Annotated in this window: 15 protein-coding genes and 1 pseudogene; 8 read left to right on the top strand and 8 right to left on the bottom strand. The window is 66.5% G+C overall.

Annotated features, from left to right (window positions below; genetic code table 11):
• Positions 1 to 32: 32 nt before the first annotated feature.
• The gene (locus CR919_RS18430; protein ID WP_099821249.1) at positions 33 to 908 is read right to left on the bottom strand and encodes a LysR family transcriptional regulator; all 876 of its coding nucleotides are present in this window, start codon (positions 906 to 908) and stop codon (positions 33 to 35) included.
• A gap of 101 nt (positions 909 to 1009) precedes the next feature.
• Here CR919_RS18430 and CR919_RS18425 point away from each other — a divergent pair, with 101 nt between their 5' ends.
• The 4 genes from CR919_RS18425 to dbpA all read left to right on the top strand — a co-directional run bounded on the left by CR919_RS18425 (position 1010) and on the right by dbpA (position 4534).
• Positions 1010 to 2089, top strand: a complete 1080-nt coding sequence (locus tag CR919_RS18425; RefSeq protein WP_099821248.1) for a YeiH family protein — start codon at positions 1010 to 1012, stop codon at positions 2087 to 2089.
• A 74-nt stretch (positions 2090 to 2163) separates the two neighbouring features.
• The gene (locus CR919_RS18420; protein ID WP_165787287.1) at positions 2164 to 2706 is read left to right on the top strand and encodes a CbrC family protein; all 543 of its coding nucleotides are present in this window, start codon (positions 2164 to 2166) and stop codon (positions 2704 to 2706) included.
• A gap of 44 nt (positions 2707 to 2750) precedes the next feature.
• Entirely contained in the window at positions 2751 to 3023 is a 273-nt protein-coding gene (locus CR919_RS18415) for a hypothetical protein (RefSeq protein ID WP_099821246.1), read from the top strand.
• A gap of 134 nt (positions 3024 to 3157) precedes the next feature.
• Positions 3158 to 4534 (top strand): ATP-dependent RNA helicase DbpA, encoded by a 1377-nt coding sequence (gene dbpA / locus CR919_RS18410; RefSeq protein WP_099821245.1) that lies wholly within the window; start codon positions 3158 to 3160, stop codon positions 4532 to 4534.
• 78 nt (positions 4535 to 4612) lie between these two features.
• Here dbpA and CR919_RS18405 read toward each other — a convergent pair whose 3' ends face one another.
• The 4 genes from CR919_RS18405 to CR919_RS18390 form a co-directional block, all read right to left on the bottom strand.
• Positions 4613 to 5149, bottom strand: coding sequence for an adenine phosphoribosyltransferase (locus tag CR919_RS18405; protein WP_099821244.1), 537 nt, complete (start codon positions 5147 to 5149; stop codon positions 4613 to 4615).
• A gap of 579 nt (positions 5150 to 5728) precedes the next feature.
• Entirely contained in the window at positions 5729 to 7294 is a 1566-nt protein-coding gene (locus CR919_RS18400; RefSeq protein ID WP_099821243.1) for a YdiU family protein, read from the bottom strand.
• A gap of 31 nt (positions 7295 to 7325) precedes the next feature.
• Positions 7326 to 8015, bottom strand: coding sequence for a glutathione S-transferase (locus CR919_RS18395; RefSeq protein ID WP_099821242.1), 690 nt, complete (start codon positions 8013 to 8015; stop codon positions 7326 to 7328).
• A 152-nt stretch (positions 8016 to 8167) separates the two neighbouring features.
• Positions 8168 to 8377 carry a cold-shock protein gene (locus tag CR919_RS18390; RefSeq protein ID WP_025875108.1) on the bottom strand — a complete coding sequence of 70 codons (210 nt, stop codon included), beginning with the start codon at positions 8375 to 8377 and terminating at the stop codon, positions 8168 to 8170.
• Positions 8378 to 8681: 304 nt separating this feature from the next.
• Here CR919_RS18390 and CR919_RS18385 point away from each other — a divergent pair, with 304 nt between their 5' ends.
• Positions 8682 to 9170 (top strand): YaiI/YqxD family protein, encoded by a 489-nt coding sequence (locus tag CR919_RS18385; RefSeq protein WP_099821241.1) that lies wholly within the window; start codon positions 8682 to 8684, stop codon positions 9168 to 9170.
• A gap of 13 nt (positions 9171 to 9183) precedes the next feature.
• Here CR919_RS18385 and CR919_RS18380 read toward each other — a convergent pair whose 3' ends face one another.
• Entirely contained in the window at positions 9184 to 10053 is an 870-nt protein-coding gene (locus CR919_RS18380) for a pseudouridine synthase (RefSeq protein ID WP_099821240.1), read from the bottom strand.
• 180 nt (positions 10054 to 10233) lie between these two features.
• On the opposite strand from CR919_RS18380, the gene CR919_RS18375 reads away from it, so the two are divergent.
• The 3 genes from CR919_RS18375 to CR919_RS18365 all read left to right on the top strand — a co-directional run bounded on the left by CR919_RS18375 (position 10234) and on the right by CR919_RS18365 (position 14124).
• Complete coding sequence (locus tag CR919_RS18375) at positions 10234 to 10782, top strand: YaeQ family protein (protein ID WP_099821239.1); 549 nt, start codon at positions 10234 to 10236, stop codon at positions 10780 to 10782.
• Positions 10779 to 11963, top strand: coding sequence for an NAD(P)/FAD-dependent oxidoreductase (locus CR919_RS18370; protein WP_099821238.1), 1185 nt, complete (start codon positions 10779 to 10781; stop codon positions 11961 to 11963). The genes CR919_RS18375 and CR919_RS18370 overlap by 4 nt, the downstream gene beginning before the upstream one ends.
• A 91-nt stretch (positions 11964 to 12054) precedes the next feature.
• Positions 12055 to 14124 carry an EAL domain-containing protein gene (locus CR919_RS18365; protein ID WP_099821315.1) on the top strand — a complete coding sequence of 690 codons (2070 nt, stop codon included), beginning with the start codon at positions 12055 to 12057 and terminating at the stop codon, positions 14122 to 14124.
• Between the two features lie 114 nt (positions 14125 to 14238).
• Here CR919_RS18365 and fabV read toward each other — a convergent pair whose 3' ends face one another.
• Together fabV and CR919_RS18350 are read right to left on the bottom strand one after the other, a co-directional pair.
• Entirely contained in the window at positions 14239 to 15498 is a 1260-nt protein-coding gene (fabV, locus tag CR919_RS18360) for an enoyl-ACP reductase FabV (protein WP_099821237.1), read from the bottom strand.
• 357 nt (positions 15499 to 15855) lie between these two features.
• Positions 15856 to 15977 (bottom strand): annotated as a pseudogene (locus CR919_RS18350) (IS110 family transposase); the annotation flags it as partial.

Raw genomic sequence — 15977 nt, 5'->3', positions numbered from 1 at the left:
TGGAATTCGCGTCTGGGGAAAATGAATCCCTGCTACTCCACGTCCCCCAACAGCGCCTGCAAACCCGGCAACCATCGCTTGCCGGGGTGGCGTACCAGCCACAGCGTGCGCTGCAGGGTGGGCAGCGGGGTCTCCAGAATGCGCAGGCGGCCCAGGGCCAGGGGCTCTTCCAGGGCGTGGCGGGACAGGCAGGCCAGGCCGAGGCCGGCGATGGCGGCCTGCTTGATCGCTTCGGTATTGCCCAGTTGCAGCGTCTGCGCGAAGCCGCGCAGATGTGGCAGCAATGCCTGTTCGACGGCTTCGCGGGTGCCGGATCCGGGCTCGCGCAGCAGCCAGCGTGCGGCGCGCAGTTCATCCAGCGACCAGCGTTGGGGCACATCCGCGGCTGCCACGATCACCAACGGGTCCTGCTGCCAGGCAGTCACCTGCAGCCCGCGCTCGTGGCACGGGCCTTCGATCAGACCGGCGTCGACGTCCAATCGTTGAACGGCCGCAACCACGCCAGCGCTGTTGTCGATGCGCAGATCGACCTCGGCCTGCGGTGCCTGCCGCAGCAGGTCGGCAATACGCGGCGGCAGCAGGTAGTTGCCGATGGTGGTGCTGGCCGCCAGTACCAGCCGCAGCGGTGCGCCTTGGGCCGGGTCACCGCCCGCCGCCAGTTGCCGCTCCAGATCGGAGGCATTGACCAGCAGCGCGCGCGCCGGTTCCAACAACGCCCGGCCGTGGCCGTTCAACGCCAGGCGACGGCCGATGCGGTCGAACAGCGGCGTGCCGAAATGTGCCTCCAGTTCCTGCAGCGCGGCACTGCTGGCCGATTGCGAGAGGGCGATTGCCTGGCCGGCGGCCGTGGTGCTGCCATGATCGGCAATGGCGACGAAGACCTGCAGCTGGCGGAGGGTCAGGCGCATATTCAACCTGCGAGATAGGTAATTTTCACCAATATTATTCGTTTTACAGGTCAACGGGGTGAGCGCACGCTGGCATGGCCTCTTCAGAGCCTTCAACCTCCATGAACGCCCCCGCTCTCTCATCCTGGTCCCTGCCCGCCCTGCGCCAGCGCTGGCAACCTCGGCTGCCCGGCCTGCTGCTGGTCGGCCTGGTCGCGGCCGCCTCGCTGTATCTGGCCGAGCTGCCGTGGCTGCAGGCGCACGGCCTGAGCGCGCTGACCGTGGCGATCATCGCTGGCATCGTGGTCGGCAATACGTTCTACCCGCGGCTGGCCCCTGCCAGCGCGGCGGGCGTCGGCTTCTCCAAGCATTGGCTGCTGCGCGCCGGCATCGTGCTGTACGGCCTGCGGCTGACCTTCCAGGACATCGGCCACGTCGGCGTGGCCGGCGTGCTGATGGACGTGCTGGTGGTGGCGAGCACCTTCGGCCTGGCCTGCTGGTTGGGCGTGCGGGTGTTCAAGATGGAGCGCGAAGCGGCCATGCTGATCGGTGCCGGCAGTGCGATCTGCGGTGCGGCCGCCGTCATGGCCGCCGAACCGGTGGTACGCGGGCGTGCCGCGCAGGTGACGGTGGCGGTATCGACGGTGGTGGTGTTCGGCACGGTAGCGATGTTCCTGTATCCCGCGCTCTACGCGCTGATGCAGTCACATGGCTGGCTGGCGATGGACGCGCAGCAGTACGGCCTGTTCACCGGCGCGACCGTGCACGAGGTCGCGCAGGTGGTCGCCGCCGGACGCGCGGTGAGCGAGCCGGCCGCCGATACCGCGGTCATCACCAAGATGGTGCGGGTGATGCTGCTGGCCCCGTTCCTGATCGCGCTGTCGCTGTGGCTGGCGCGTGGCGGCAAGGCAACGCTGGACGGCGGCAAGGCCAAGATCGTGGTGCCGTGGTTCGCGTTCGGTTTCGTGGCAGTCGCTGGCCTCAATTCGCTGCACCTGCTGCCGGCGGGTGTGCAGGCAGGACTGGTGCAGCTGGATACCGTGCTGCTGGCGATGGCGATGGCCGCACTGGGCCTGACCACCCACGTCTCGGCCCTGCGCCAAGCCGGTCTGAAGCCGCTGCTGCTGGCGCTGATCCTGTTCGGCTGGCTGCTGTTCGGCGGTCTGGCGATCCATCAGGGCGTGCTGGCGGTGCTGGGCTGAGCGACCCTCCCGGCTTGCCAGGACCATCCGCGGGTCGTACAAGAACGTCCCCTGCGCTGCACTGGATGGACACCATGAGCATCAATGACTTTCCAAACTTCCGCTACCACCCGGACCCGGTTGCGACGGGCAACGTGGGGCCGTCCACTACTGCATGCAGGGTCTGCCAGCAGGCGCGTGGATACGTGTACCTGCACAATGCCATCCACGCAGGGCGCGAAGACTATTCGGAGCAGATCTGCCCTTGGTGCATTGCCGATGGCCGTGCAGCGTCGGCGCTGGATATCGCATTTGCGTGGAGCCTGGACATCGACGAAAGCGTGCCCGAAACCGCTTTGGAAGAGCTGTCCCGGCGCACGCCAGGCTATGTCAGTTTTCAAGGGGAAAAATGGCTGGCACATTGCAATGATGTCTGCCGCTTCCTGGGCGACGCCACCATGGAACAGGTGAGCCAGGCCTCGGCAGCGACCATCGCGGCATGGTGCGCGGCCAATGACGCCGACGAAGCGCTTTGGTCGGAGCTGGCCAGCGACTACGCACCCGGTGCAGATATCGGCTTCTACACGTTCGAGTGCCTGCACTGCGGCCTGATCCAGTTCCATGTTGACGCGGCCTGAGTCTTCTTCTGCTCGTGTCCAATGTGGATCGTTAGACTTGAGGCATGCCCGCATCTCCCACCCTGCTGCCGATCCCGTTGCGCCTGCTGGATGATCGCTATGGGCAGGGCAATGTCGACGACGCCGAAGACACGCTGATCGGGATCGTGCAGGCGGTGATGGGCGAGCAGGCCAGCTGTGCGTTCCATTTCGACACGCAGCACGCCAACCCGTGGTTCCACCAGCTGCTGCTGGAACCCAGCGCCGCTGGAAAGCCGGCCACCCAGGAGCAGTTGCAGGCGATGGCTGCGCAGCTGGAGGCCCTCGGGCTGGGCTGAGGGGACGGCCAGAGCATCCACGCATGGCGTGGATCTACTGAATTCCAAAGGCGCCGCCTCCCCCGGTGGATCCACGCCATGCATGGATGAAGGCTCCGAGGCGGGACCGGGCGCGCGCGCAGGTACAATGCGCCATGACTGACTTTTCGACCCTGCCGCTGAGCCCGGCCCTGCAGCCCGGCCTGGATGCCCTCGGCTACACCACCCTCACGCCGATCCAGGCGCAGAGCCTGCCCGCCATCCTCGATGGCCGCGATGTCATTGCCCAAGCCCCGACCGGCAGCGGCAAGACCGCCGCCTTCGGCCTGGGCCTGCTGCAGTCCATCGACCCCAGCCTGATCCGCGTGCAGGGGCTGGTGCTGTGCCCCACCCGCGAGCTGGCCGACCAGGTGGCCAAGCAGATCCGCAAGCTGGCCACCGGCATCCCCAACCTGAAGCTGCTGCTGCTGACCGGCGGCACGCCGCTGGGCCCGCAGCTGGCCTCGCTGGAAAGCCACGATCCGCACGTGGTGGTCGGCACGCCCGGCCGCGTGCAGGAACTGGCGCGCAAGCGCGCACTGAATCTGGGCGCCGTGCGCACGCTGGTGCTGGACGAAGCGGACCGCATGCTCGACATGGGCTTCGAGGAACCGATCCGTGAGATCGCCGGCCGCACCCACCGCGATCGCCAGAGCCTGCTGTTCTCGGCCACCTTCCCCGAGACCATCCGCGCCATGGCCCGCGACCTGCTGCGCGATGCCGTGGAAGTGACCGTGGAAGGCGCCGACCAGGCGCCGGCCATCCGCCATCTGTTCTGCGAGGTCGAACCGGCACACCGGCAGAAGGCGCTGGCCGGCCTGCTGCTGAAGTACACGCCCGAATCGGCCGTGGTGTTCTGCAACACCCGCAAGGACGTGGACGAAGTGGCCAACTCGCTGCAGCAGTTCGGTTTTTCCGCGCTCGCCCTGCATGGCGACATGGAGCAGCGCGACCGCGAGGAAGTGCTGTTGCGCCTGGCCAACCGCAGCTGCAACGTGCTGGTTGCCAGCGACGTTGCCGCGCGCGGCCTGGATGTTGAAGAGCTGGCCGCAGTGATCAACTACGAGCTGCCGACCGACGTCGAGAGCTACCAGCACCGTGTCGGCCGTACCGGTCGTGCCGGCGCCAGTGGCTTGGCGATCAGCCTGGTGGCGGGCCGTGAAAAGAACCGCGCCGACGCCATCGAAGCGCAGCGCGGCGAGCCGCTGGACTGGCAGAAGACGCCGCTGGCGACGTCGCGCCCGGCCGAGCTGCCGCAGGCGGCGATGCGCACCCTGCGCATCGATGGCGGCAAGACCGACAAGCTGCGCGCGGGCGACATCCTCGGCGCACTCACCGGTGACGCCGGCCTGTCGGCCAAGTTCATCGGCAAGATCGCGATCTTCCCGACCCGTTCCTACGTGGCGATCGCCCGCGAGCAGGTCAACAAGGCGGTGGCGAAGCTGGAAGCCGGCAAGATCAAGGGCCGACGGTTCCGCGTGCGGATGATGTAACGGGCAGGACATCCGCCGGGCATGGCCCGGCGCTACCTGCTTGCCGTGGGTAGCGCCGGGCCATGCCCGGCGACGGAATCAGAACACCAGTTCGGTGTGCAGCGGCAGATCCGCTTGCCAGCGGCCACGACCACCCAGGCCGTCCAGCTCGACCAGCACGCCGGCGCCGACTACTTCCACGCCTAGACGACGCACCAGCGACAACGCAGCAACCAGCGTACCGCCCGTTGCCAGCACGTCGTCGATGATCGCCACGCGCGCACCTGCGGGCAGCGCGTCGGCATGCACTTCAATGCAGTCGCTGCGGTATTCCAGGGTGTATTCCTCGCGCAGCACCTTGCCCGGCAGTTTGCCCGGCTTGCGCACCGGCACGAAGCCGACGCCCAGTTCCAGCGCCATGGCCGCGCCCAGAATGAAGCCACGCGATTCGATGCCGACCACCGCGTCCAGCCTCTGATCGCGCCAGCGATCAGCCATCGCTGCAATCGCGCCACGGAAGTCCTCGCTGTGCGCGAGCAGCGGCATGATGTCCTTGAACAGGATGCCCGGCTTGGGGAAGTCGGCGATGTCGCGCAGGCGCGAGGCCCACTGCGGAGCGACGATGGCGTCGGTCATGGCGATTCGGTTGTCTGATGGCGGCATAGGGTACCTGTTCCGGGCGCCGGCTGCCTGTTGAGGGGTTCGGCCGGGCTGCGCCCGGCACCTGCAGAGGCCAGATCAAGAGTCAAAGCAAAAGCTGAATCACGTGGTTTGGCGGGGCGGTGTCGGATTGCGGGGACGCCGCAAGTACGTCCCTGTAGGCTTGGCAGCCGCATCCATGCGGCTGACACCCCGCAATCCGACACCGCCCCACCTTTCGACAGTTTCCTGCGATCTGTCATAGATCCACGCCGTGCGTGGATGAATCTCCATCGAAATCGAATATCTCGCGAATTGAACGAAAAGCATCCACGCATGGCGTGGATCTACTGGCCACCGGCCAACTGTCGAAGGCGGGGCACTGTGGGATTGCGGGGTGTGAGCCGCATGGATGCGGCGACCAAGCCTCCATGGACGGATTCACGGCGTCCCCGCAAACCCACAGTGCCCCGCCATCCCACGGAATGCGCGCCGTTGCTGTTGCTTCGGCTGTTGCTGTTGCTGTTGCTGTTGCTGCTGCAGGTGCAGGGCGCAGCCCTGCAGAAGAACCCCTACCTAGGAACTGCAGGACAGCATCGAGCAGCCGGCGCGGTTGTCGGCCCACGCCGGGCGCTTGCCGGCGTAGTGCTCCAGCCCCGGCCGTTCGGTGTATGGGTCACGCAACACGTCCTGCAGGGCATGCACACTGCCCAGGTCGCCCTGTTCGGCGCGATCGATCGCTTCCTGTGCCAGCCAGTTGCGCAGCACATACAGCGGATTGGCTGCGCCCATCTTCGCGACGCGCTCGACTGCCGACAGCGGATCGGCACGCATCCGTGCCGCATAGTCCTGCAGCCACTGCTGCAGGGGTTCCTGCACCGCGTGCTGCCGCTCGGGGTCGTAGAAGACCTCGGCCAGTACGCCTGCATCGGGTGCGTTGGCATCGACGCGCATCAACGCACGCCATGCCAGGGTCATGTCCATGCCGCCGTCCTGCATCAGCTGCTGCCAGCGCTGGTAGAGCTGCAGATCGGCATCGTCGGCCGCCGCCAGACCCAGCTTGGCCGCCACATCGCGACGGGTGCAGGCGACAAAGGTCGCCTGGTAGGCGGCCAACCCTGCCTGCAGCGGCTGCACGTCGGCGAACAACGGCGACAGCGCCTGCGCGAGACGGCTGAGGTTCCAGTACGCCACCTGCGGCTGGGTGCCGAAACGATAGCGACGCCCCTGCGCATCGGTGGTGTTCGGGGTCCAGTCCGGATCGAAGTCTTCGACCCAGCCATAGGGGCCGTAGTCCAGGGTCACGCCGAGCACCGAGAGGTTGTCGGTGTTCATCACCCCATGCACGAAACCGACCCGCATCCAGTGGGCGATCATCTCAGCGGTGCGCACGGCGATCTGTGCGAACCAGTCGCCATACAGCATCTCGCCCTGCCCCTTCAGTTCCGGGAAATCGCGGGCGATGCAGGCGTCGACCATCTGCTTCAACAATGCGGTTTCGCCACGTGAAGCAGGCAGTTCAAACGAACCAAAACGCAGGAACGAGGGCGATACCCGGCAGACGATCGCGCCGGGCTCCGCACGCGGATGACCGTCATAGAACATGTCGCGCACCACGTCTTCGCCGGTGCCGACCAGCGACAGGGCGCGGGTAGTCGGCACGCCGAGGTGATGCATCGCCTCGCTGCACAGGAATTCACGGATCGACGAGCGCAGCACTGCACGGCCGTCGGCGCCACGCGAGTACGGCGTTGGCCCGGCCCCCTTCAACTGCAGTTCCCAGTGCCTGCCATCGGCGCCGATCAATTCGCCCAGCGAGATGGCGCGACCATCACCCAGCTGCCCGGCCCAATGGCCGAACTGATGGCCCCCATAGTTGGCTGCCCACGGCTGCATGCCCGCATACAGCGCGTTGCCACCGAACACCTCGGCAAAGCCCTCATCCTCGACCTGCGCAGGACCGAATCCGAGCATCGCGGCAACCTCCGGCGACCACGCCAGCAGCATCGGCGCTGCAACAGGCGTCGGCATCACCGGCGACCAGGCCGCCCCCAGCACTTCGCGCCGGCGCGGGCCGGACTCGGGATCGCCCGGCAGCAGGTTCAGCAGGCGGTTGTCGAACTGGGGAGCTGTGGTATCCATGAACACAGCATGGGGGCGGCGACGACCGTCCTCAATCGCCGCGCAGGGCCTGCAATGCGCCACCGTGCGCCTCGGCACGCTGGTAGGCCGGACGCTCGCCGATGCGCTTGAGGAAGCCACGCAACGCCGGCTTGTCGTCCAGCCCGCCGCCGCGTGCGGCCGCTGCCTGGATCGGGAAGCTCATCTGGATGTCCGCGGCGGTGAAGCGCTCGCCGGCAAACCACGGGCTTTCGGCCAGGCGCCGTTCCATCCAGTCCAGATGCAGGCGTCGCTGCGGGCCGACGAAACCGCGCTCGGCCTTGTCGGCGATGCTGCGGGCGATCGGCCGCGCGAAGAACGGCATCGGCGCGCTGCGGATGCGGCTGATCACCAGCGTCAGCAGCATCGGCGGCATTGCCGAGCCTTCGGCATAGTGCAGCCAGTAGCGGTAATCGATGCGCTCTTTGCCGTCGGCCGGCACCGGCGACGGCGACAGCCGCCGCTGCACGTCGTAGCGGTCAACCAGGTAGTCGAGGATGGCACCGGATTCGGCGAGGATCAGCTCACCATCCTGCAGCACCGGCGCCTTGCCCAGCGGGTGCACCTGACGCAGTTCCGGCGGCGCCAGCATCGTCTTCGGGTCGCGCGGGTAGCGTCGCAGCTCGTAGTCCAGCCCCAGCTCCTCCAGCATCCACAGCACGCGCAGCGAACGGGAGTTTTCCAGATGATGGACGATGCGCATGGGGACGATCCTTGGGGAGACCTGCATCGTACCGTGCCGGGTGCATGCCCTTTGTAGAGCCGGGCCTGGCTCGACGCTACAGGAAGCCCATAACGAAAAACGCCGGGAGCTTTCGCTCCCGGCGTTCTGGCTACCAAACGGTAGCAGACGGATTAGACCGCCTGCACCTGGTCAGCCTGCATACCCTTCTGGCCCTGGACGGCGACGAAGGTAACCTTCTGGCCTTCCTGCAGGGTCTTGAAGCCGGTGCCCTGGATCGCGCGGAAATGCACGAACAGGTCCGGGCCGCTTTCCGGGGTGATGAAGCCGAAGCCCTTGGCGTCGTTGAACCACTTGACAGTGCCGGTCTGACGATCAGACATATTTACTAACTCCTGAAACACATGTTGAAAAAAATCGCAGCCACCGGGTATCGGGGCCGAGACTGAGTTGCAGGCGTTGGTAAAGCGGATCGATGAGCGGATCGTGAGATCAACTGCACCAGGCCACGATTCACGGTGACCCTAGCAAACACAGTGGGCCAGACGATACGCGTGTTTTGAGTAAAAAGCGATAGCCTTGATATTCAGCGACAAATGGCCGGTCCCCAGACAGGGCAAGGGGTTGCACCAGATCGAGGCTAAACCCGGGCCCCCATTCAGGTTTTTCCTACCCTACACTGGGTAAATGACTGAAGCTGAAACCCGAGCTGAACCCCTGCTCCCCCGCATCTGGGTGGACGCAGACGCCTGCCCTGTCGTCATTCGCGACATCCTGTTCCGCGCCGCTGAACGGGTGGGCGTCGAGCTGACCCTGGTCGCCAACCAGTGGATCCGCACCCCGCCGTCGCGCTGGCTGCGCTCGATCCAGGTGCCGCAGGGGCTGGACGTGGCTGACAGCGCCATTGTCGAGCGGGTGGCCGCCGGCGATCTGGTGGTCACCCAGGACATCCCCCTGGCCGCGCTGGTGCTGGAGAAGAAGGGCGTGGCGCTGAACCCGCGTGGCCAGCTGTACACCCCCAACAACATGGCCGAGCGGCTGTCGATGCGCAATTTCATGGAAGAACTGCGCGGCGCGGGCGTGCAGACCGGTGGACCGCCCCCTCTGGGTGCGCGTGACCGCCAGCTGTTCGCTGCCGAGCTGGACCGCTGGCTGGCGCGCCGCCCGAACAGGTGAATCCGGCCGCGCGTCAGCCGGGAACGCTCAAGGTGCGCGCACTGCGGAAGCTGCGCCGCTGGCCCGTCAGCGGATCATCGAAGGCCAGTGCCTGCGCCAGCAGCTGCAGCGGCGGCTCGCCCTCACCCTGCGACCGGTCCTGCAGCTGCGGGTAGAACCCGTCGCCCAGGATCGGCGCGCCGAGCGCGGCCATATGGACGCGCAGCTGATGCTTGCGTCCGGATTCCGGCACGAGCCGGTAGCGCCAGACCGGGCCGTGCGCTTCGATGAGCTCGATACGGGTCCGTGCATTCGGCTCGCCGGGAACTTCAGCCATCCGGAAGAACGGCTCCCCTGGCTGCAACCGGCTGTGCCGCTCCAGCGGAAACCACAGGTCCGGCAAGGCCGGCGCCAGCGCCTCGTAGGTCTTCTCGATGCGGCGCTCACGGAACAGACGCTGGTAGGCGTCGCGCGTTTCCGCTTGGGTGGAGAACAGCACAAGCCCAGCCGTCAACCGGTCCAGCCGGTGCAACGGCACCAAGTCTGTATTGCCGGTGCGTTCAACCAACCGCGCCAACAGGGTTTCGCGCACAAAGGCACCGGCAGGCGCGGTCGGCAGGAAGTGCGGCTTGTCAGCCACCAGCAGGTGCGCGTCGTGATGCAGGATGGTCTCCACGAAGGGAATCACCGCCTCGTCGGCCACTTCACGGAAGTAGCGGATCTCCAGCCCCACCTGCCACGGTAGGTCCGGCGCCAGCGCCCTGCCCTGCGCGTCCTGCACCCGCCCCCGCGCGAAGCGACTCTCCCATTGCAACCGATCAATGCGCGGGAAGCGCGCGCACAGCCCCTCCAGCAGGGAAACCCAGTTACCGGGCGGCAGCTGCAGCCGACTGGGCGTGGTCATGACGTGGTCGCGATGCCGAAGATCTGCACGCGGCGCGGACGTGAACGGGACATACGACAGAGCAAGCCGGAAGCATCAGGGCGGCCAGCGTGCCACCGATCACGGCCTGCCGACACCCCCATACCGGACACCCCCGGGGCAAACCTCTATCATTGACGGTCTTTACCCCTCTGGATCTTCATGGCCCTCACCGCCACCATCCGCAAGGCCGAACTGCAGATCAGCGACATGGATCGCGGCTACTACGCGACCCACAACCTGACCCTGGCCCAGCATCCGTCTGAAACCGACGAACGCCTGATGGTGCGCCTGCTCGCCTTCGCGCTGAACGCTGGCGACCGCCTGGAGTTCGGCCGCGGCCTGAGTACCGACGATGAGCCGGACCTGTGGGAACACGACTACACCGGCGACATCCTGCAGTGGATCGACCTCGGCCATCCGGACGAGTCGCGCATCCGCAAGGCCAGCAACCGCAGCCGCCAGGTGCAGGTGGTCAACTACGGCGGCAATGCGTCGGACATCTGGTGGCAGAAGCAGAGCAAGGGCCTGACCCGCTTCGACAATCTGTCGGTGGTAGACCTGGACGGCGGATTCGTCGATCTGTGGGGCCAGCAGATCCAGCGTGCGATGCGCTGGAGCGTGCTGATCCAGGACGCCGAAGTGCAGCTGCTCAACGATCAGATGCAGCTGGACGTGATCCCCAACTGGCGAAAGCGCGCCAAGGCATGAGCACGATCCGCTGCGACGTGCTGGTGATCGGTGCCGGCGCAGCCGGGCTGATGACCGCGATCACGGCGGGCCAGCGAGGCCGGCATGTGCACGTCATCGACCACGCCAACAAGATCGGCAAGAAGATCCTGATGTCCGGTGGTGGCCGCTGCAACTTCACCAACACCGGCACCACCCCGGCCAACTTCCTCTCGGCCAATCCGCATTTCTGCAAGTCGGCGCTGGCGCGCTACTCGCCCTACCACTTCATCGAGATGGTCGAGCGCCACGGTATCGCCTATCACGAAAAAGAGCTGGGCCAGCTGTTCTGCGATGTCTCGTCCAAGCAGATCGTGAAGATGCTGGTGGACGAATGCCAGCAGGCGGGCGTGCAGATCCGCACGCAGTGCAGCGTGGAACGCATCGAGCACGGCACCGACGGCTTCCGCGTGCAGACCACGCACGGCCTGTTCCATTGCGCCTCGCTGGTGGTCGCCACCGGCGGCCTGTCCATTCCAAGCCTCGGTGCAACCGGGTTCGGCTACGAGATCGCGCGCCAGTTCGGCCACCAGCTGCTGCCCACCCGCGCCGGCCTGGTGCCGTTGACGCTCAGCGGCACCCACCAGGAGCGCCTGGCCGAGCTCAGCGGCGTCGCCCTGCCGGTCGAGGCCAGCTGCAACGGCACCAGCTTCCGCAACTTCATGCTGCTGACCCATCGTGGCGTCAGTGGCCCGGCCATCCTGCAGATTTCCTCGTTCTGGCAACCCGGTGACGCGCTGTCGCTGGATCTTCTGCCCGGCCAGGATGCCGCCGAATGGCTGCGCCAGATGAAGCGCGAACGCCCCGCCGCGGAACTGCGTACGGTGCTGAGCGATGTGCTGCCCAAGCGGCTGGCGCAGCGCCTGTGCGAGCACTGGCTGCCCGACCGCCCGGTGCGCCAGCTGGACGAGCCGGACCTGCGCAAGGCAGCACAGGTGCTTTCAGCCTTCCCGCTGGTGGCCAGCGGCACCGAGGGCTACCGCACCGCCGAAGTCACCCTGGGCGGTGTCGATACCAACGAAGTCTCTTCGTCGACGCTGGAATCCAAGCGCGTACCCGGCCTGCATTTCGTCGGCGAGGTGCTGGACGTGACCGGCTGGCTGGGCGGCTACAACTTCCAGTGGGCCTGGGCCAGCGGGCACGCGGCCGGCTGCGTGGTGTGAACCGCATCGCCGTTCCAGGCACGCAAGCGTTGCGCGCATGGACGCGCCGCCACGCATCGTGTATCTAGATTTGCAGATTGGGGAGCAGTGCATGCAGAACGCGAACGACATCACCATCCGCCTGCTGATCGTCGATGACAGCGGCGAGAACGCCGAAGCCATCGTCAGTACCCTGCGCAACAGCGGCATCGCCGTGCGCCCATGGCGCCCGCAGGACTCCGCCGAGCTGTCGCAGGTACTGGCCAGCCAGGCGATCGACCTGGTGCTGGCTGCGCCCTCGCAGAGCATCCCGCTGCCCCTGGTGGCCCAGCACATCGCCGCCAGCGGCAAGGACATCCCGCTGGTGCTGCTGGCCGAGCGTATCGACGAGGACGAACTGGTACAGGCCAGCAGCAACGGCGTTCGCGCCCTCGCCCTGCGCCAGCGCGCCGAACACCTGCTGGCAGTGGTCCGCGACCAGTGGGTCGACCTGCAGGCCCGCCGCGGCCTGCGCCGGATCGAAGCGCAGATGCGCGAGACCGAGCGTCGCTGCGACGCGCTGATCGCCTCGTCGCGCGAACCGATTGCCTATGTCCACGAAGGCATGCACATCCGTGCCAATGATGCCTACCTGGAGATGTTCGGTTACGAGGATTTCGAGGAGGTCGAAGGCATCTCGCTGCTGGACATGGTCGCCGCCCAGCACGTGGATGATTTCAAGCAGTTGCTGAAGTCACTCAGCCGTGGCGAAGCACCGCCGCCGCAGTACCAGCTCGACGCCCGCCACCAGGACGGCAACGCCTTCCCGGCGACGATGGAGTTCACCGCAGCCACCTACGAGGGCGAATCGTGCCTGCAGGTGGTATTCCGCCGGCGCATGGAATTCGACCCGGAGCTGGCGCGCGAGGTCGAAGACCTGCGCCAGCGCGACCAGGTCACCGGCCTGCTCAACCGCCCGACCTTCATGCTGCAGGTCGAGGACGCGGTTGCACAGGCGGGGCGCAGCGAGGGTCAGTTCGGCCTGCTGATGGTTGAACCGGATCATTACGCACGTCTGATCCCGGATATCGGACTGGCCTCGGCCGACGCCCTGATCGGCGCCCTCGCCGCCCTGCTGGCCGAGGTGGTTGGCGAGGATGCGCAGCTGGCCCGTTTCGGCGAACACAGTTTCGCCGTGCTGCAGTCAGGCCCCTATGCGCAGACCGTGGCACTGGCCGAGCGCATCCGCGAAGCCTACGCCGCGCACGTCTTCAGCATCGGTGCGCGTTCGGCCACGGTGACCGTCAGCATTGGCGGGGTGCAGGTGGGCGAGAAGATCGCCAGCATCGGCCAGGTGCTGGCGCGCGCCAGTGAATGTACGCAGGCCGCTGCCGCGCTCGGCAATACCTGCCGCATCTTCGACCCGGCCGCTGTCGATCGCGTGGAGGAAGAGCGCGTGCAGCGCTGGGTCGCGCGTATCCGCGAAGCATTGGCAGGCGACGGCTTCCAGCTGCATTACCAGCCGGTGCTGAACCTGCAGGGCGAGTCGCTGGAACTGTATGAAGCCTACCTGCGGCTGGAACACAACGGAGAGCTGCTGAGCCCGACCGCCTTCCTCGGCATCGCCGAAGAACATGGCCTGCTGGCGGACATCAACCGCTGGGTCGTCTCGCAGGCGATCACGGTACTGGGCGCGCGTGCGCGCGAGGGTCATCCCACGCAGATGCTGGTGAAGGTCACGCCGGAATCGTTCGATGATCCGAAGATGATCGCCACCCTGCGCCAGCAGTTGCAGGCACACGGCGTGCCGGGCGAACGCCTGTGGCTGCATGCGCCGGAGTCGAAGGTGTTCACCCACCTGCGCAGCGCCCAGCAGTTCCTGGCCGAAGTGGCGCCGCTTGGCTGCCGGATCGGTCTGGAGCAGTTCGGCTCGGGCCTGGATTCGTTCCAGCTGCTGGCCCACTTCCAGCCGCAGTTCCTCAAGCTCGATCGTGGCTTCACCAGCGACCTGGCCGCCACCCGCGAAAACATCGACCGGGTCAGCCAGATCACCGCACGTGCGCAGGAAGCCGGCATCCGCACCATCGCCGAGTTCGTCAGCGACGCCAACTCGATGACCCTGCTGTTCAGTGCCGGCGTGGACTACGTGCAGGGTGATTTCGTCGGCCCGGCAGCGCCGGCGATGAACTTCGAGTTCGGTTGATACCTCGACGGTAGCGCCGGGCCATGCCCGGCGGATGGCCTGCAGACCGCTGCGCTCGCCGGGCATGGCCCGGCGCTACCAATAGAGAAGGCCGGCTTGCGCCGGCCTTTTCAATCAGGTCAGATCGACCAGGTTGTCGATCTTCACGTCCGGGTTGACGTCGGCTTCGTAGTCGACGCCGTCGACACCGAAACCGAACAGACGCAGGAAATCGGCCTTGTAGCCGGCCAGGTCGCTGATCTCGTACAGGTTCTCGTTGGTCACCTGCGGCCACAGCGCCAGCACCTTGCCCTGCACGTCGGCCGCCATTTCCTTGTAGTCGGCGCGCAGGCGACCTTCTTCATCGATCAGCGCGATGGTGTGGCCATCGCCGTCGACCAGATCATGGCGCAGGCGATCGACCGCCACGCCATCGGCCTTGGCGCCGTACAGGATGTCGTACAGCACGTCGAGCTGCTCGATGCAGCCTTCGTGGGTGCCCTTCTCTTTCATCACCTTGAACAGCAGCGACAGGTACAGCGGCATGGTCGGAATGGCCGAGCTGGCCTGGGTGACCACCGCCTTCAGCACCGACACGCGCGCATCGCCGCCGATCCTGGCCAGCTTCTCGCGCAGGCCGAGCACCTTGTCGTCCAGATCCTTCTTGGCGGCACCGATGGAACCATTCCAGTAGATCGCCTGGGTGATCTCTTCGCCCACGTAGGTGAAGGCCGTGGTGGTGCAGCCGTTGGCCAGCACGCCGGCATCGGCCAGCGCGTCGATCCACATCTGCCAGTCCTCACCGCCCATCACCGCGACGGTACCGGCGATTTCTTCCGGAGTGGCCGGCTGCAGGTGGGTTTCGGTCAGCACTTCCTTGTCGGTATCCAGACCACGCAGGGTGATCGGCTCACCGATCGGCTTGAGCGTGGAGCTGATGATTTCACCGGTCTTGGGATGCTTGCGGCGCGGCGCAGCCAGGCTGTAGACCACCTGATCGACCTGGCCGAGGTCGGCCTTGATCATCTCGATGGTCTTCGCCTTCACCTCGTCGGAGAACGCATCGCCGTTGATGCTCTTGGCATACAGACCCGCTTCGTCGGCGTACTTGTGGAAGGCCGCCGAGTTGTACCAGCCCGCCGTGCCCGGCTTGGTTTCACTGCCCGGGCGCTCGAAGAAGATACCCAAGGTTGCCGCGCCACTGCCGAAGGCGGCGGTGATGCGCGCGGCCAGGCCGTAACCGGTCGAGGCGCCGATCACCAGCACGCGCTTGGGACCGTTCTGGATCGGCGGGCGCGCACGGATGTAGTCGATCTGCTGCTTGACGGCGGCGTCGCAGCCGGTCGGGTGGGTGGTGACGCAGATGAAGCCGCGGACGCGCGGTTTGATGACCATGAAGACCTCGGGTTGGCAGATGCGGCGCACGGGGCGCTCAGCAGGAATACGGGCACGCGTGTGCGCGCGAACCGCAGGATCGTAGTGCGCAGGGGCCGATTGCACAACCGACGCTGGCGTAGGGTGGTGGTGTTTTGCAGGGTTGCACCCTGCACCTGCAGAGGCAACGGCAACGGCCGAAGCAACGTCAAAAGCTGGGCTACTGAGGGATGTCGGGGTGGGTCCGGTTGCGGGGGACGCCGTAAATACGTCCCTGTAGCAACTGTGTTTGCAGGAGGAGCTTCGGCCCTTCCTGCAGACGGGCACGGTAGTGCCGGCCGCTGGCCGGCAGCCTCTGGATGTACGCACCCATTGACGTCAGGCGGGGATCGGTCCGCTCTGGGCGTCACGCATGCGGGCGTTGAGGATCACCAGCATCTTCCGCATCACCGCCACGATGGCTACTTTGGCCTCCTTGCCGCGCGCCCGCAGGGAGCGGT

The organism is Stenotrophomonas sp. LMG 10879 (assembly GCF_002750935.1).
Lineage (GTDB): Bacteria > Pseudomonadota > Gammaproteobacteria > Xanthomonadales > Xanthomonadaceae > Stenotrophomonas > Stenotrophomonas lactitubi_B.
Note: the sequence above shows the minus strand (reverse complement) of the source record. Positions and strands in the feature narration are given on the sequence as shown.

Coding starts and splice junctions, on each gene's coding strand:
- CR919_RS18405 (WP_099821244.1), bottom strand. CDS start 5,149: ATGACCGACGCCATCGTCGCTCCGCAGTGGGCCTCGCGCCTGCGCGAC.
- CR919_RS18415 (WP_099821246.1), top strand. CDS start 2,751: ATGCCCGCATCTCCCACCCTGCTGCCGATCCCGTTGCGCCTGCTGGAT.
- CR919_RS18370 (WP_099821238.1), top strand. CDS start 10,779: ATGAGCACGATCCGCTGCGACGTGCTGGTGATCGGTGCCGGCGCAGCC.
- CR919_RS18425 (WP_099821248.1), top strand. CDS start 1,010: ATGAACGCCCCCGCTCTCTCATCCTGGTCCCTGCCCGCCCTGCGCCAG.
- CR919_RS18380 (WP_099821240.1), bottom strand. CDS start 10,053: ATGACCACGCCCAGTCGGCTGCAGCTGCCGCCCGGTAACTGGGTTTCC.
- dbpA (WP_099821245.1), top strand. CDS start 3,158: ATGACTGACTTTTCGACCCTGCCGCTGAGCCCGGCCCTGCAGCCCGGC.
- CR919_RS18365 (WP_099821315.1), top strand. CDS start 12,055: ATGCAGAACGCGAACGACATCACCATCCGCCTGCTGATCGTCGATGAC.
- fabV (WP_099821237.1), bottom strand. CDS start 15,498: ATGGTCATCAAACCGCGCGTCCGCGGCTTCATCTGCGTCACCACCCAC.
- CR919_RS18375 (WP_099821239.1), top strand. CDS start 10,234: ATGGCCCTCACCGCCACCATCCGCAAGGCCGAACTGCAGATCAGCGAC.
- CR919_RS18390 (WP_025875108.1), bottom strand. CDS start 8,377: ATGTCTGATCGTCAGACCGGCACTGTCAAGTGGTTCAACGACGCCAAG.
- CR919_RS18420 (WP_165787287.1), top strand. CDS start 2,164: ATGAGCATCAATGACTTTCCAAACTTCCGCTACCACCCGGACCCGGTT.
- CR919_RS18385 (WP_099821241.1), top strand. CDS start 8,682: ATGACTGAAGCTGAAACCCGAGCTGAACCCCTGCTCCCCCGCATCTGG.
- CR919_RS18430 (WP_099821249.1), bottom strand. CDS start 908: ATGCGCCTGACCCTCCGCCAGCTGCAGGTCTTCGTCGCCATTGCCGAT.
- CR919_RS18395 (WP_099821242.1), bottom strand. CDS start 8,015: ATGCGCATCGTCCATCATCTGGAAAACTCCCGTTCGCTGCGCGTGCTG.
- CR919_RS18400 (WP_099821243.1), bottom strand. CDS start 7,294: ATGGATACCACAGCTCCCCAGTTCGACAACCGCCTGCTGAACCTGCTG.